Origin of the sequence: Rhizobium sp. BR 362, assembly GCF_036528765.1 — a bacterium.
Lineage (GTDB): Bacteria > Pseudomonadota > Alphaproteobacteria > Rhizobiales > Rhizobiaceae > Rhizobium.
Genome location: NZ_JARWGH010000014.1, coordinates 105204 through 118627, shown reverse-complemented (window position 1 = coordinate 118627; position 13424 = coordinate 105204). Strand labels below are relative to the sequence as shown.

Annotated in this window: 13 protein-coding genes; 9 read left to right on the top strand and 4 right to left on the bottom strand. The window is 61.8% G+C overall.

Going from position 1 to position 13424, the window contains the following annotated elements:
* The 3 genes from QDY28_RS18590 to QDY28_RS18580 form a co-directional block, all read left to right on the top strand.
* Positions 1-735: electron transfer flavoprotein subunit beta/FixA family protein (locus QDY28_RS18590; protein WP_331383127.1), on the top strand; the 735-nt coding region annotated here is incomplete at its 5' end.
* Between the two features lie 21 nt (positions 736-756).
* Positions 757-1686 (top strand): electron transfer flavoprotein subunit alpha/FixB family protein, encoded by a 930-nt coding sequence (locus tag QDY28_RS18585; protein ID WP_331383126.1) that lies wholly within the window; start codon positions 757-759, stop codon positions 1684-1686.
* Positions 1687-1834: 148 nt separating this feature from the next.
* A complete protein-coding gene (locus QDY28_RS18580) occupies positions 1835-2713 on the top strand; it encodes a 3-hydroxybutyryl-CoA dehydrogenase (RefSeq protein WP_331383125.1) in 879 nt (292 codons plus the stop codon).
* 230 nt (positions 2714-2943) lie between these two features.
* Here QDY28_RS18580 and tlpA read toward each other — a convergent pair whose 3' ends face one another.
* Complete coding sequence (gene tlpA, locus QDY28_RS18575; RefSeq protein WP_331383124.1) at positions 2944-3609, bottom strand: thiol:disulfide interchange protein TlpA; 666 nt, start codon at positions 3607-3609, stop codon at positions 2944-2946.
* 23 nt (positions 3610-3632) lie between these two features.
* Here tlpA and argH point away from each other — a divergent pair, with 23 nt between their 5' ends.
* The 4 genes from argH to QDY28_RS18555 all read left to right on the top strand — a co-directional run bounded on the left by argH (position 3633) and on the right by QDY28_RS18555 (position 9614).
* Positions 3633-5033 (top strand): argininosuccinate lyase, encoded by a 1401-nt coding sequence (gene argH / locus QDY28_RS18570; protein WP_331383123.1) that lies wholly within the window; start codon positions 3633-3635, stop codon positions 5031-5033.
* Positions 5034-5132: 99 nt separating this feature from the next.
* The gene (gene lptM / locus QDY28_RS18565; protein ID WP_331383122.1) at positions 5133-5327 is read left to right on the top strand and encodes an LPS translocon maturation chaperone LptM; all 195 of its coding nucleotides are present in this window, start codon (positions 5133-5135) and stop codon (positions 5325-5327) included.
* Between the two features lie 13 nt (positions 5328-5340).
* Entirely contained in the window at positions 5341-6612 is a 1272-nt protein-coding gene (gene lysA, locus QDY28_RS18560) for a diaminopimelate decarboxylase (RefSeq protein ID WP_331383121.1), read from the top strand.
* Between the two features lie 248 nt (positions 6613-6860).
* On the top strand, positions 6861-9614 hold the full coding sequence (locus QDY28_RS18555; protein WP_331383120.1) for a TIGR02302 family protein: 2754 nt from the start codon (positions 6861-6863) through the stop codon (positions 9612-9614).
* Positions 9615-9664: 50 nt separating this feature from the next.
* On the opposite strand, the gene QDY28_RS18550 is transcribed toward QDY28_RS18555, so the two are convergent.
* The 3 genes from QDY28_RS18550 to QDY28_RS18540 form a co-directional block, all read right to left on the bottom strand.
* Positions 9665-10024 (bottom strand): response regulator, encoded by a 360-nt coding sequence (locus QDY28_RS18550; RefSeq protein ID WP_028754822.1) that lies wholly within the window; start codon positions 10022-10024, stop codon positions 9665-9667.
* Positions 10025-10210: 186 nt separating this feature from the next.
* Positions 10211-10753 (bottom strand): hypoxanthine phosphoribosyltransferase, encoded by a 543-nt coding sequence (gene hpt, locus QDY28_RS18545; RefSeq protein ID WP_104824523.1) that lies wholly within the window; start codon positions 10751-10753, stop codon positions 10211-10213.
* A gap of 86 nt (positions 10754-10839) precedes the next feature.
* Positions 10840-11505 carry a hypothetical protein gene (locus QDY28_RS18540; RefSeq protein ID WP_331383119.1) on the bottom strand — a complete coding sequence of 222 codons (666 nt, stop codon included), beginning with the start codon at positions 11503-11505 and terminating at the stop codon, positions 10840-10842.
* 210 nt (positions 11506-11715) lie between these two features.
* On the opposite strand from QDY28_RS18540, the gene ftsE reads away from it, so the two are divergent.
* Both ftsE and QDY28_RS18530 read left to right on the top strand, forming a co-directional pair.
* Complete coding sequence (gene ftsE, locus QDY28_RS18535; protein ID WP_028754819.1) at positions 11716-12375, top strand: cell division ATP-binding protein FtsE; 660 nt, start codon at positions 11716-11718, stop codon at positions 12373-12375.
* Positions 12368-13414, top strand: a complete 1047-nt coding sequence (locus QDY28_RS18530) for a cell division protein FtsX (RefSeq protein WP_442967553.1) — start codon at positions 12368-12370, stop codon at positions 13412-13414. The genes ftsE and QDY28_RS18530 overlap by 8 nt, the downstream gene beginning before the upstream one ends.
* Positions 13415-13424 lie beyond the last annotated feature (10 nt).

The following is a 13424-nucleotide window of genomic DNA, read 5'->3' as shown; positions in this document are numbered from 1 at the left end:
CCCGTGAAGCGGGTGGTTGATTACAACGTGAAGATCCGGGTGAAGCCGGACGGTTCGGGCGTCGAGCTTGCGAATGTGAAGATGTCGATGAACCCGTTCGACGAGATTTCGGTCGAAGAAGCGCTGCGGCTGAAGGAAGCCGGCAAGGCCGAGGAAGTGGTGGTCGTGTCGATCGGCCCGGCCAAGGCGGAGGAGACGCTGCGCACGGCGCTTGCCATGGGGGCGGACCGCGCCATCCTGGTCGAAACCGACGATCAGGTCGAACCGCTCGCCGTCGCCAAGATCCTCAAAGGCGTCGCCGATGCCGAACAGCCGGGCCTGATCATCGTCGGCAAGCAGGCGATCGATGACGATTGCAATCAGACCGGCCAGATGCTGGCGGCATTGCTCGGTGCCGCGCAGGCGACCTTCGCCTCGAAGATCGAGATCGGCGAGGGAAAAGCCCAGGTCACCCGTGAGGTCGACGGCGGCCTGCAGACCATCGAGGTCAAACTTCCGGCGGTGGTGACGACAGACCTTCGCCTCAACGAGCCGCGTTATGCCTCGCTGCCGAACATCATGAAGGCAAAGAAGAAGCCGCTCGACAAGAAGGCACCGGCCGATTTCGGCGTCGATACGACACCGCGCCTGAAGGTGCTGAAGACCGAAGAGCCGTCCGGCCGCAAGGCCGGCGTCAAGGTCAAGTCGGTCGCCGAGCTGGTCGAAAAGCTCAAGACCGAAGCCGGCGTGCTCTGATAGGAAAGGGAGAACTTCACCATGGCCATTCTTCTTCTGGCTGATCACGACAATCAAACCCTTTCCGACCAGACCGCCAAGGCGCTGACGGCGGCCTCAAAGATCGGAGGCGACGTGCATRTKCTSGTYGCMGGCAAARMCGCCAAGGGCGCTGCCGATGCCGCCGCCAAGCTTTTAGGMGTTTCCAAGGTGCTGCTGGCCGAAAGCGACGAGCTTGCCAACAATCTYGCCGAGCCGCTTGCCGATCTCATCGTCTCGCTGKCGGCAGGCTACGACACCATCCTTTCCGCCGCCACCTCGGTCGGCAAGAATGTCATGCCGCGTGTGGCAGCCCTCCTCGATGTCGCCCAGGTCTCGGAAATCATCGAGGTCGTGTCATCCGATACCTTCAAGCGGCCGATCTATGCCGGCAATGCCATCCAGACGGTGCAGGCAAGCGATGCCAGACGCGTCATCACCGTGCGCACCGCCTCTTTCGCTTCTGCTGCTGAAGGCGGCGCTGCCACTGTCGAAGCGATCCCGGCGGTCGCCAATCCCGGTCTTTCGACCTTCGTCGCCGATGCACTGTCGACGTCCGATCGTCCGGAACTGACCTCGGCGAAGATCATCATCTCGGGTGGGCGCGCACTCGGATCGGCGGAAAAGTTCAGGCAAGTCATCCTGCCGGTTGCCGACAAGCTCGGTGCTGCCGTCGGTGCAAGCCGTGCTGCCGTCGATGCCGGTTATGCTCCGAACGACTGGCAGGTCGGCCAGACCGGCAAGGTGGTGGCACCGCAGCTCTATATTGCCTGCGGCATTTCCGGGGCGATCCAGCATCTCGCCGGCATGAAGGACAGCAAAGTCATCGTCGCCATCAACAAGGACGAGGAGGCACCGATCTTCCAGATCGCCGACTACGGCCTCGTCGCCGATCTCTTCGAGGCACTGCCGGAACTCGAAAAGGCGCTGTGATCGCGCCGATCAATCTCTTTCGCAGTTGCGAAAGACTGGAAAATTGTCCTTTATAGAGCTATCAATCTTGCCGGGCTAGAAATAGTCCGGCAAATTTGTGATGAAAAGCATGGCGCGCCAGCAAGAACGCGCCGCCGGGGAGTTGGCAATGAGTTCGCTGAAGACGATCGGTATTATCGGCGCGGGCCAGATGGGCTGCGGTATTGCCCACGTATCCGCCTTGGCCGGCTACAAGGTTCACATCTACGATCTGTCGCAGGATCGTATCGAGAGCGGCCTCGCCACCATCAACGGCAACCTTGCCCGCCACGTGGCCTCCGGCAAGATGAGCGATGAAGATCGCAAGGCGGCGTTGTCGCGCATCACCGGTTCCGCCGATCTCAACGACCTCGCCCACGTCGATCTCGCCATCGAGGCCGCGACCGAGGACGAAAGCGTCAAGCGCAAGATCTACGCCCAGGTCTGTCCGATCCTGAAGCCCGAGGCCATCCTCGCCACCAACACGTCGTCGCTGTCGATCACCCGCCTCGCATCCGCGACCGACCGGCCCGAATGCTTCATGGGCATCCACTTCATGAACCCGGTGCCGGTGATGAAGCTGGTCGAGCTGGTGCGCGGCATCGCCACCGAGGAATCGACCTTCTCCGCGGCCAAGGAATACGTCACCTCGCTGGAAAAGACGATTACGGTGGCCGAAGACTTCCCGGCCTTCATCGTCAACCGCATTCTGCTGCCGATGATCAACGAGGCGATCTATACGCTTTACGAAGGCGTCGGCACCGTCGATGCCATCGACACCGCCATGCGCCTCGGCGCCAACCATCCGATGGGCCCGCTGCAGCTCGCCGATTTCATCGGGCTGGACACCTGCCTGTCGATCATGCAGGTGCTGCATGACGGTCTGGCCGACTCCAAGTATCGCCCCTGCCCGCTGTTGGTGAAATATGTCGAAGCCGGCTGGCTCGGCCGCAAATCCGGCCGCGGCTTCTACGATTACCGCGGCGAAACGCCGGTTCCGACACGATAGTCTTATGGCAGCCTCGGGGCCGACCCTTGTGGTTCGAGGCCCTGGCGCCGTTGCTACGCTCTGTCGCCAGCGCACCTCACCATGAGGGCGGAACAAAGCCACTGCCAATCAACCGGATCATGCGGCGAATGGCGGAAGTTTCAACGAGCGGAACAGGTTAGCCCTCACCCAGAGGTGGGAGCGTAGCGACCCTCGAAGGGCGAGGGCGGATGATAAGACACCAAGATTGCTCAAATCCCCGCCGCCGCCTTCACCAGATGCTTCGCATCGTCGCTGTCCCACGCCGCCGGCCCGTTCATGGCCGAGATGAGGCAGCCCTTGCCGTCGATCAGCAGCGTCACCGGAAGACCGAAAGCCAGCCCCTGCTTCTTCAGTGTATTGAAGACTCCCATAGTGCTGTCACGGTAATAGCCGAGCTTGTCGATGCCGTAATCCGTGCGGAACGCCTTCGGCTTTTCATCGTCGCCCGTGTCGATATTGACCGCGACGACTTCGAACTTGTCGTTGCCCATGCTTTTCTGCAGCGCGTTCAGCGCCGGCATTTCCTCACGGCACGGCACGCACCATGTCGCCCAGACATTGAGCAGCAAGGTCTTGCCGGAGAAACTGCCGACCGATAGCGGCTGTCCGTCCTGGCCCTTGAAGGCAACGTTCTGCAGCGAGATCGGCGTCGGCGGCGCGGCCATCGCGGCGACCTGCCCCTTGGTAAAGGGCGACAGAGCAGCAACGCGACCCTTTGCCGACTCGCATTGTCCGGCCGAGGCCGTTTCACCAACGCCATTGCCATACCCCGCCTCCTTCACGTATACCGCTGCCGCGCCGGCAATAACCCCAGCGACGGCGGCAAGCAGAACGAGTTTCACGGACGGCAGACCGAACGGCTTCTTTGCTGTCATTACATTCTCCAGGTAGGCATCTCATGGCTGACGGCACGGACACCAAATCCTCCAACCAGATGTGGGGCGGACGTTTCGCCTCCGGCCCCGCGGCGATCATGGAGGAGATAAATGCCTCGATCGATTTCGACAAGAAGCTGTTTGCACAGGATATCCGCGGCTCAATCGCGCATGCCGGCATGCTTGCCCATCAAGGCATCATTTCAACCGAGGATAAAGACAAGATCGTTCACGGCCTGAACACGATCCTGTCAGAGATCGAGAGCGGCAATTTCGAGTTCTCCCGCCGACTCGAAGACATTCACATGAATGTCGAGGCGCGGCTTGCGACCCTGATCGGCCCTGCTGCCGGACGTCTTCACACAGCCCGTTCGCGCAACGACCAGGTGGCGCTCGATTTCCGCCTCTGGGTCAAGGAAGAGCTGCAGAAATGTGAGCAGGCGCTGACGGAGCTTATGTCAGCCTTCCTCGACCGCGCCGAGGAACACGCCGATAGCGTCATGCCCGGCTTCACCCATCTGCAGACGGCGCAGCCCGTCACCTTCGGCCATCATTGCATGGCCTATGTCGAAATGTTCGGCCGCGACCGTTCGCGCGTGCGCCACGCCATCGAGCATATGGACGAATCGCCGATCGGCGCCGCAGCCCTTGCCGGCACCGGTTTCCCGATCGACCGCCACATGACGGCCAAGGCTCTCGGCTTCCGCGAGCCGACCCGCAATTCGATCGACACGGTCTCCGACCGCGATTTCGCCCTCGAATTCCTGTCGATCGCCGCCATCGCCGGTATGCACCTGTCACGACTCGCCGAGGAGATCGTCATCTGGTCGACGCCGCAGTTCGGCTTCGTGCGCCTCTCGGATGCCTTCTCGACCGGCTCCTCCATCATGCCGCAGAAGAAGAACCCGGATGCGGCCGAGCTCGTTCGCGCCAAGACCGGACGCATCAACGGCTCACTGGTGGCGCTCCTGACGATCATGAAGGGTCTGCCGCTCGCCTATTCCAAGGACATGCAGGAAGACAAGGAACAGGTGTTCGACGCCGCCGAAAGCCTGGAACTGGCGATCGCCGCCATGACCGGCATGGTACGCGACATGACGATCAATACTGCCCGCATGAAGGCGGCCGCCGGCTCCGGCTATTCGACCGCGACCGATCTTGCCGACTGGCTGGTGCGCGAGGCAGGCCTGCCCTTCCGCGACGCCCATCACGTCACCGGCCGGGCTGTCGCCCTTGCCGAGAGCAAGTCCTGCGATCTCGCCGAACTGTCGCTCGAAGAGCTGCAGGCGATCCATCCAGCGATCACGGCCAAGATCTTCGACGTCCTGACCGTCGAAGCCTCGGTTGCCAGCCGCAAGAGCTATGGTGGCACGGCGCCGTCGGAAGTGCGCAAGCAGATCGCCTTCTGGCGCGCTCGCAACTGAGAAAATCGCCGAAAATCACAATCAACAATCAGGGTGCACAAGGCTCGGAAACTTCGCTATGAAGGACTGCTTCCGCGTTTGCCGCCCAAGAGGATTTCGATGCAGATCAACATGCCGCAGATCATCCGCCTGACCGTCGTGCTTTCGGTCATCGGCCTTGCCGTCGTCGGATGTGGCCGCAAAGGGGATCTCGATCCGCCAAGCGCAGCAGCGACCAAGGGCGGCGACGTCAACAAGCCGACGAAACAGCCGGGCACCGAGGACAAGAAGTTCCTCCTCGATCCGCTTCTCTAAACAGGTCTCGACCGTGAACCATTTTCAGTATCGCGACGGCATTCTCTACGCCGAGGACGTTCCCGTTCCCGAGATCGCCAAGGCTGTCGGCACGCCCTTCTACATCTATTCGACGGCAACGCTCGAGCGTCACTATCGCGTCTTCTCCGAAGCATTCGGCGATGTCGACGCCATGGTCTGCTATGCGATGAAGGCCAATTCCAACCAGGCGGTGCTGAAGACGCTCGGCCGGCTCGGCGCCGGCGTCGACGTCGTTTCCGTCGGCGAACTGCATCGCGCCCTGGCCGCAGGCATTCCGGCAAGCCGCATCATGTTCTCCGGCGTCGGCAAGACGGCTGGAGAAATGGATGTGGCGCTCGAAGCGGGCATCTATTGCTTCAACGTCGAATCCGAGCCGGAGCTGGAAGTGCTGAACCAGCGCGCCGTCCGCGCCGGCAAGATCGCGCCTGTCTCCTTCCGCATCAATCCCGACGTCGATGCCCGCACCCATGCGAAGATTTCGACCGGCAAGAAGGAAAACAAGTTCGGCATCTCCTGGGAGCGTGCCCGCGCCGTCTACGGCCGCGCCGCCAATCTGCCGGGCATCAAAGTCACCGGCATCGACATGCATATCGGCAGCCAGATCACCGAGCTGCAGCCCTTCGAAGACGCCTTCAAGCTGCTGCGCGATCTCGTCGAGACGCTGCGCGGCGACGGTCACGATATTCATCATGTCGATATCGGCGGTGGCCTCGGTATTCCCTATCGCGACGACAACGATCCGCCGCCGGTGCCGGAAGCCTATGCCCATATCGTCAAGAACCAGTTGAGCGGCTTGAACTGCAAGATCGTCACCGAGCCCGGCCGCCTGATCGTCGGCAATGCCGGTATCCTGGTGACCGAGGTGATCTACGTGAAGGACGGCGGCCACAAGACCTTCGTCATTGTCGACGGCGCGATGAACGATCTGATCCGCCCGACACTTTACGAGGCCTATCACGAAATTCGCGCTGTCGAGATCACCGCCGCCAATGCCCCGCGCATCAAGGCCGATGTCGTCGGCCCGGTCTGCGAAACTGGCGACTATTTGGCGCTCGATCGGGAAATGGCGATGCCGAAGCCCGGCGATCTTCTGGCCATCAGCTCCGGCGGCGCTTACGGCGCGGTACAGGCCGGCACCTATAACAGCCGGCTTCTGGTGCCCGAAGTGCTGGTCAAGGGCAGCGATTTCCACGTCATTCGCCCACGCAAGACCTATGAAGAGCTGATCGGGCTCGATTCGATCCCGCCCTGGTTCGACGCGTAATTCGAAAATCCAAGCCGATTTCGGTGGGATTCACGCGCCTTGCCCAACCAAGCCGCTCAATCACGTTTCGGCGAAATCCGATGAAAAAGCGGCCTTTACTGCCGCTTGCCCTCGTCTTCGCCACAAAGAATGTTATCTTCCTGTAAAAGGCGTCTCGCCGGGCGCCGTGATTGCGGGCCCATGCGACGCCCCACCATCTCGAACGGAGAGATAGCCATCAACGTCAGATCGGGGAGAAAACCGGACCGATGACCAGCCCCAGCAACCTCAAGAAGGGCGCGCTCGCCACCCGTCCGGCGCTGGCGCGGCTGGTTGCGGTCAAGCGTCTCTTCGCGCGGCTGGTATTGGCCTCTGAGCAGATCTTGCCCCTGCTCCTGGTGCCGCTTTCGATCCTGGCTCTGTTCGTCTCGGCAGCATGGTTCGGCATTTTCCGCATCGCGCCCGATGCACTGCGCTTCGTCCTGCTTGCCGTTTTCGCCATCGCCTTCGCCATTTCCGTTGTTCCCTTCCGCCGCCTGCGCTGGCCGACGGTCGCTGAAGCCGACCGGATGCTGGAGGAGCGCAATGGCCTCGCCCACCAGCCGGTTACCGTGCAGGAGGACGAGCCGGCTTTCGACACGCCCTTTGCCCGGGCGCTGTGGCGGGAGCATCAAGCGCGCATGGCCGCGCGGATCGCCGCCCTGGACGCCGGCCTGCCCCGCCCCGATATCGCCCGTTACGACCGTTTCGCGCTCCGCACCATTCCGGCGCTGCTGCTGGTGACGGCCTTCAGCTTTTCCATGTCCAACAGCGGCGGCTCGCTGACGGATGCGTTCACCGCTCCGGCCGTGACCTCTGTTAATCCGGACGTGCGCGTCGACGCCTGGGTGACGCCGCCCTATTACACCGGTGAAGCCCCCGTCTACCTCACGGGCAGTGCCGCCAACACGGGTGACAGCGTCAACATCCCGCAATTCTCGGAACTCACCGTGCGCGTCACCGGCGCTTCGACGGATGAGAAAGTCCTTTTCCAGACCGCCGGCAGCGACACCGGTGCCGAGATCCCCGAGCAGGCCGCGGATGCCGGCAAGCAGCCGCCCGTTGCCGGCAACGCCGCCACGCCTCCGGCTGCGCAGCCGGTGTCGAATAGTGCCGCCGCCCCGGCTGTTGTCGACGCCATGACCGCCCGCACCCATGTATTGAAGCTCGAAAAGGGCGGCAAGCTCACCGTCAACGGCAAATCCTGGTCTTTCAAAGTGGTCACCGATAAGCCGCCGGAAATCGCATTCGACGGCATTCCGCATGCAACACCCAACGGCGCGCTCGAAATCGGCTTCAAGGTCAAGGACGATTACGGCGTCGAGGAGGCCCATGCCGAAATCGTACCTGTCGATACCGATCCCATGGCCACGCCGCTTTACGGTCTGCCGGAATACAAGCTGGAGATATCGCGTCGCGACCGGCGTAACGGCAAGGGATTGGCGAGCCATGACCTGACGCAGGATCCGCTTGCCGGCAAGCAAGTGCGCGTCAGCCTCGTCGCTCGCGACGGCGCTGGCCAGACGGGCCGCAGCGCACCCTATGAAATGACCCTCCCCTCGCGCAATTTCAGTGAGCCGCTCGCCGCCGCCGTTGCCGAGGAGCGCCAGGTTTTCGCGCTGGACACCCGCAAGATGCCCGAAGCGATCGAACTCAATCAGTCGCTGACGATCCGTCCGAATGAGACGATCCCGGATCTTGGCAACTATCTGCTGCTCGAATCGGCGCTGACACGCATGAAAATCGCGCGCGGCGATGCCGCCCTGAAGGATACTGCCGACTACCTCTGGCAGATCGCGCTCGGCATGGAAGACGCGCAACTGACCGATGCGGAAAAAGCCCTGCGAGACGCCCAGCAGAAGCTATCCGAGGCCCTGCAGCGTAATGCATCCGACGCCGAGATCAAGAAGCTGACGGACGAACTGCGCAAGGCGATGAACGACTATATGAGGGAGCTCGCCGAGCGCATGAAGAACATGCCGGCGCAGCCGAACCAGAAGTCGGCGAATATCCTGCGCCAACAGGATCTGCAGCGGATGATGGACCAGATCGAAAATCTCGCCCGCTCCGGCAATCGCGAAGCGGCGCAGCAGATGCTCTCCGAACTGCAGCAGATGATGAACAGCCTGCAGGCCGGAAGACCGCAGCGCGGCCAGAACCAGCAGCAGAACGAAGCCAACGACAAGATGCGCCAGCAGATGGACAAGCTCGGCCGCATCCTGCGCGACCAGCAGAAGCTGATGGAGCAGACCTTCAAGCTCGATCAGGCGATGCGCGACCGCATGCAGCGCGGCGATCCCAATGAGGATGGCGACGATGCGCTGAACCAACCTATGCCCGATCTGAACGATCCGACACAGCCGAACATGGGGCAGCCGGATATGGGCCAACAGGATCGGCAGCAAGGCCAGGACCAGCAGGGCCAGAAGCAGCAGGGCGGCAATCAGACGGATAACATGACCGCCGATCAACTGCGTGATGCCCTGAAGCAATTGCGCAAGCAGCAGGATGAACTCGGCAAGCAGCTCGGCGAGCTGCAGAAGGACCTCGGCTCCATGGGCATGAAGCCGAACCAGAATTACGGCAAGGCCCAACAGGAAATGAAGGGCGCCTCCGGCGACCTCGCCCAGGGCAATGGCGAAGGCGCCGTGCAGGGCCAGGGCCGCGCGCTTGACGCCTTGCGCAAGGGTACGCGCGATATGATGAACCAGCTCATGGCGCAGATGCAACAGCAGCAGGGTCAAGGTCAAGGCCAGCAGCAGGGTCAGGTCGGCCAGGGCAATCAGAACGGCCGCGATCCGCTGGGACGCGAGCGCAGCGATGGCAGTTTCTTTGACGAGACAAACGAGAATAAGATACCGAACATCATCGATACCCAGCGTGCCCGCGAAATTCTCGATGCGATCCGCGAGCGCTTGAGCAACAATCCGTCATTGTCGGAGGAACGGCGTTATCTCGAGCGCCTGCTCGACATGGGCCAATAAGGGTCACGCCAGCTTCGCCGCCGTCGGCGAAGCCCATTCCGCTTTTGCCGCTAAGCAGCCAGCGCCCGAGCCACCGCCTTGCGGATATCCGGCAAAGCAAAGGGCTTGGAAACGACGTCGACAATCTTTTCCATAAGGTCGTCGGCGCGCTCGCGCTGCTCGGCATAGCCGGTCATCAAGAGGATCTTCATGCCAGGGCAGGTCGAGGCAGCCTGATGGGCCAGTTCGATACCATCCATGACCGGCATGCGGATATCGGAGAGCAGCAGGTCGTAAGCTCCCTGCTTCAGTTTTTCCAAACCTTCGGCGCCGTCGGCCGCCTCTTCGGTCTCGTGGCCGTCCAGGCGCAGGGCGCGGGCGACAAAGGTGCGAAGAGAGTCCTCATCTTCGGTGATCAGAATTTTTGCCATGGTCTATGCTCCGTGGTCCGTCATGTTCCGCGACCGAAATCACCAGAATTCCGTTTGCGATCGGTAAACGACGGCGGTGCGATGCGGCTCCGTGGTTAATGAGTCGTCATCGCTGGAGCGTATTGGGACAGATTGCATGAGCATCGGATTGTCCCAAAACTGACAGCCATTTCTGGCCCCGAAGTCTCAGGCGTCCCCGGTTACCACGCCGACAAAGGGCAGCTCACGGAAGGCATAGGCAACGTCCATGCCGTAGCCGACGACGAAATAGTCGGGGCATTCGAAGCCGACATAATCGGCCTCCAGCTCTTCCTGGCGCTTGACGCTCTTGTCGAGCAGCACCGCGAGCGTGACGTGGCGGGCACCGCGCTCGTAGAGCAATTCCTTGGCGAATCGCAGTGTGCGGCCGGATTCCAGAATGTCGTCGATCAGCAGCACATCGCGATCCCGGACATCGCTGTCGATGTCCTTGACGATACGCACGCCCTGGGAGACCGTGCCCGCGCCATAGCTCGACAGCGTGATGAATTCGACTTCCGGCGCCAGTCCCGTCTCATGCAGCGCACGCAGCAGATCGGCGGCGAAGATGAACGAGCCCTTGAGAATGGCAATGACGAGGAGGTCCTTCGTCGGCCCGCTGGCGATTTCCTTCGCCATGGCGCGATTACGCTCGGCGATCTGCTCGGCGGTGAAAAGCGGCTCGATATTCTTCCCGCGTACGACAGGCATTGATTGGCATGCTCCATGGCTGTTGCGGCGCTTGTCCGCCGATCAAGCTCTAGCCCGTAGCACAATCCTGAGGGCCGACACACCCCCTAGGGCATAAAGGAAAGGCGAACATCCGGCATTTTTCCACCGGGATGCTGTAATCGCGTGGAAAATCCGCGGCTCTCATGCGGTCCGATGCGGTTGACCTGCGGGTTCACCACGACGCTCGACAGCAATTGCCCACCGGAGAAAATATCGGCGCGGACGGGCGGGACCGAGAGCGTGGCGCCGGTCTCGTTTTCGATGATGCCGTTGACGGTGAGCACCCGCATGCCGTTCTCGTCGCGCGGCGTCAACGTCACATGGGAGAACTGCAGCGGCTCCGACGTCGCCTGCGCCGGCGTACCTGACAATCCCGAGAATCCGCCGGCAAGGCCAAAAACGAGAATGGCCAGCGCAACGATGAGTGCCACGAAGCTGCGGCGCGAGGCCCGCTGCAGCCAGCTCTCGGCAAGATGCAGGCCTTTAAATGCATGAAGGACGGCGCCTTTGGGAGCCGGCCCTGACCGCTGTGCCGAGCGGGAAGCCGTGTTGTGGCCATTGCTGGTCGAAGCGGTTCTGATGCGGCTGGGGATGACCGTCACGAACTCTGCGTCGACGACATCCGGTTTCGGATCGAAGCGGCGCGTTAGTCCCGAACCCAATCCGCGCTCGGGCGGCAGCAGGTCATAGATCAATCCCGCCTGTTGCTGACGGTGGCGAAAAGTGCCCATGACGATCTCCCTTTCCGGTGATCCACATGGTTTCAACACCCATCTGAATTCTGGGCATTGAAACGAATCCTGCCCAGTCGTAAATTTTAATGGTTAATGCTTCGCAAAGATCGCCATGAATCGGGCGCCTTTCCAGCAAAATTTACCGGCTGTTAACGCCCTTGGTTAACAAGTCGCCTGATTGAACCCTGCGGAAGAGTGGACTGCCCGTTGATTCATTTTGAGAACGTCGGTTTGCGCTATGGTATGGGCCCGGAAATCCTCCGAGACCTGACCTTCGACATTCCGAAAAAATCGTTCCAGTTCCTGACGGGACCTTCCGGTGCCGGCAAGACGACGTTGCTTCGGCTTCTCTTCATGTCGCTGCAGCCGACCCGCGGACTGATCCGCATGTTCGACCGCGAGATTTCCTCGATCCCGCGCAACGAACTGCCGCTCCTGCGCCGCCGCGTCGGCATCGTCTTCCAGGATTTCCGCCTGCTCGAGCATTTGACGACCTATGAAAACGTCGCGCTGCCCCTGCGCGTGCGCGGCAAGGAGGAAAGCTCCTATCGCACCGACGTGCTGGAACTATTGAAATGGGTCGGGCTCGGCGAACGCATCAATGTGTTGCCGCCGGTGCTGTCGGGCGGCGAGAAGCAGCGCGCCGCCATTGCCCGCGCCCTGATCGACCGCCCGGAGATCCTGCTGGCCGACGAGCCGACCGGCAATGTCGATCCCCCCATGGCGCGGCGGCTGCTCAACCTCTTCCTCGAACTCAATCGCCTCGGCACAGCGGTGGTCATCGCCACCCACGACCTCACTCTCATGGATCAGATCGAAGCCCGGCGCATGATTCTATCGGGAGGGCATCTCGATATCTATGACTGAGCCCGCTCCCCGCAGGAAAGCCTCGAATGCCGGGGCTGCCAACAACCAGGAAAGACCCGCCGCACCTTCGCCGGAAAGGCGTCGGCCGGAAATGCGCGTGCGCCCCACCGGACCGATCGTGCCGTCCTCCAACATCCAGGGGAATGCGCTGATCGTCGTCATCGCCATCATGGCTTTCCTTGCCTGCCTGACGCTCGGCGCCGTCAGCATGGTGCGCTCCACGGCGGCAAGCTGGGAGAGCCAGATTTCCCGCGAAATCACCATACAGATCAAGCCGGACGACAATCTCGACATGGATAGGGCGCTCGCCAGCGCTCGCGACATTGCGCTTGGTTTCGTCGGCACCAAAAGCGGCCAGATCGTCGACGAGGCGGCGACGGCCCGCCTGCTCGAACCCTGGCTCGGCGCCGGCCTCGATCTTAAGGAGCTGCCCGTCCCGCGCCTGGTAATCATCACCATCGACGAAACGCATCCGCCCGATTTAGAGGCGATGCGCAATCTCCTCAAGGATCAGATTCCGCAGGCGACGCTGGATGATCATCGCACCTGGGTCGATCGGCTCGTCTCGATGGCGCATACCACCGTCCTCATCGGCACCGGCGTGCTGCTCCTGGTTTTCACCGCCATGGTGCTGACGGTGGTTTTTGCGACACGCGGCGCGCTATCGAGCAACCGCCACATCGTCGAGGTGCTGCACTTCGTCGGCGCCGAGGGCACCTTTGTCGCTACCGAATTCCAGAAGCATTTTCTGAAGATCAGTTTGAAAGGTTCGGCTGCCGGCAGCGCGCTTGCCGCCCTGTTCTTCGCCAGCGCCGGCTTTCTGCAAAGCCGCACGATCGCAACGCCGCAGACCGATCAGGCAACCGCTCTGTTCGGCACATTCTCGGTCGGCGCGCTCGGCTATCTCGGTATTCTCGCCACCATGATCATCATCGCCCTGCTCACCACGATCACGGCGCGTTTCACCGTCATGCGCACCATTTACGAGATCGATTTGATCCGTTCCGACCCGGGGAGGACCGAAACTGTGCAGAATTGACGCTACGGCG

What these genes read in the sequence shown, in the direction of transcription:
- QDY28_RS18580 (WP_331383125.1), top strand. Translation starts at nt 1,835, where the DNA reads ATGAGTTCGCTGAAGACGATCGGTATTATCGGCGCGGGCCAGATGGGC.
- tlpA (WP_331383124.1), bottom strand. Translation starts at nt 3,609, where the DNA reads ATGACAGCAAAGAAGCCGTTCGGTCTGCCGTCCGTGAAACTCGTTCTG.
- argH (WP_331383123.1), top strand. Translation starts at nt 3,633, where the DNA reads ATGGCTGACGGCACGGACACCAAATCCTCCAACCAGATGTGGGGCGGA.
- lptM (WP_331383122.1), top strand. Translation starts at nt 5,133, where the DNA reads ATGCAGATCAACATGCCGCAGATCATCCGCCTGACCGTCGTGCTTTCG.
- QDY28_RS18555 (WP_331383120.1), top strand. Translation starts at nt 6,861, where the DNA reads ATGACCAGCCCCAGCAACCTCAAGAAGGGCGCGCTCGCCACCCGTCCG.
- QDY28_RS18550 (WP_028754822.1), bottom strand. Translation starts at nt 10,024, where the DNA reads ATGGCAAAAATTCTGATCACCGAAGATGAGGACTCTCTTCGCACCTTT.
- hpt (WP_104824523.1), bottom strand. Translation starts at nt 10,753, where the DNA reads ATGCCTGTCGTACGCGGGAAGAATATCGAGCCGCTTTTCACCGCCGAG.
- QDY28_RS18540 (WP_331383119.1), bottom strand. Translation starts at nt 11,505, where the DNA reads ATGGGCACTTTTCGCCACCGTCAGCAACAGGCGGGATTGATCTATGAC.
- QDY28_RS18530 (WP_442967553.1), top strand. Translation starts at nt 12,368, where the DNA reads ATGACTGAGCCCGCTCCCCGCAGGAAAGCCTCGAATGCCGGGGCTGCC.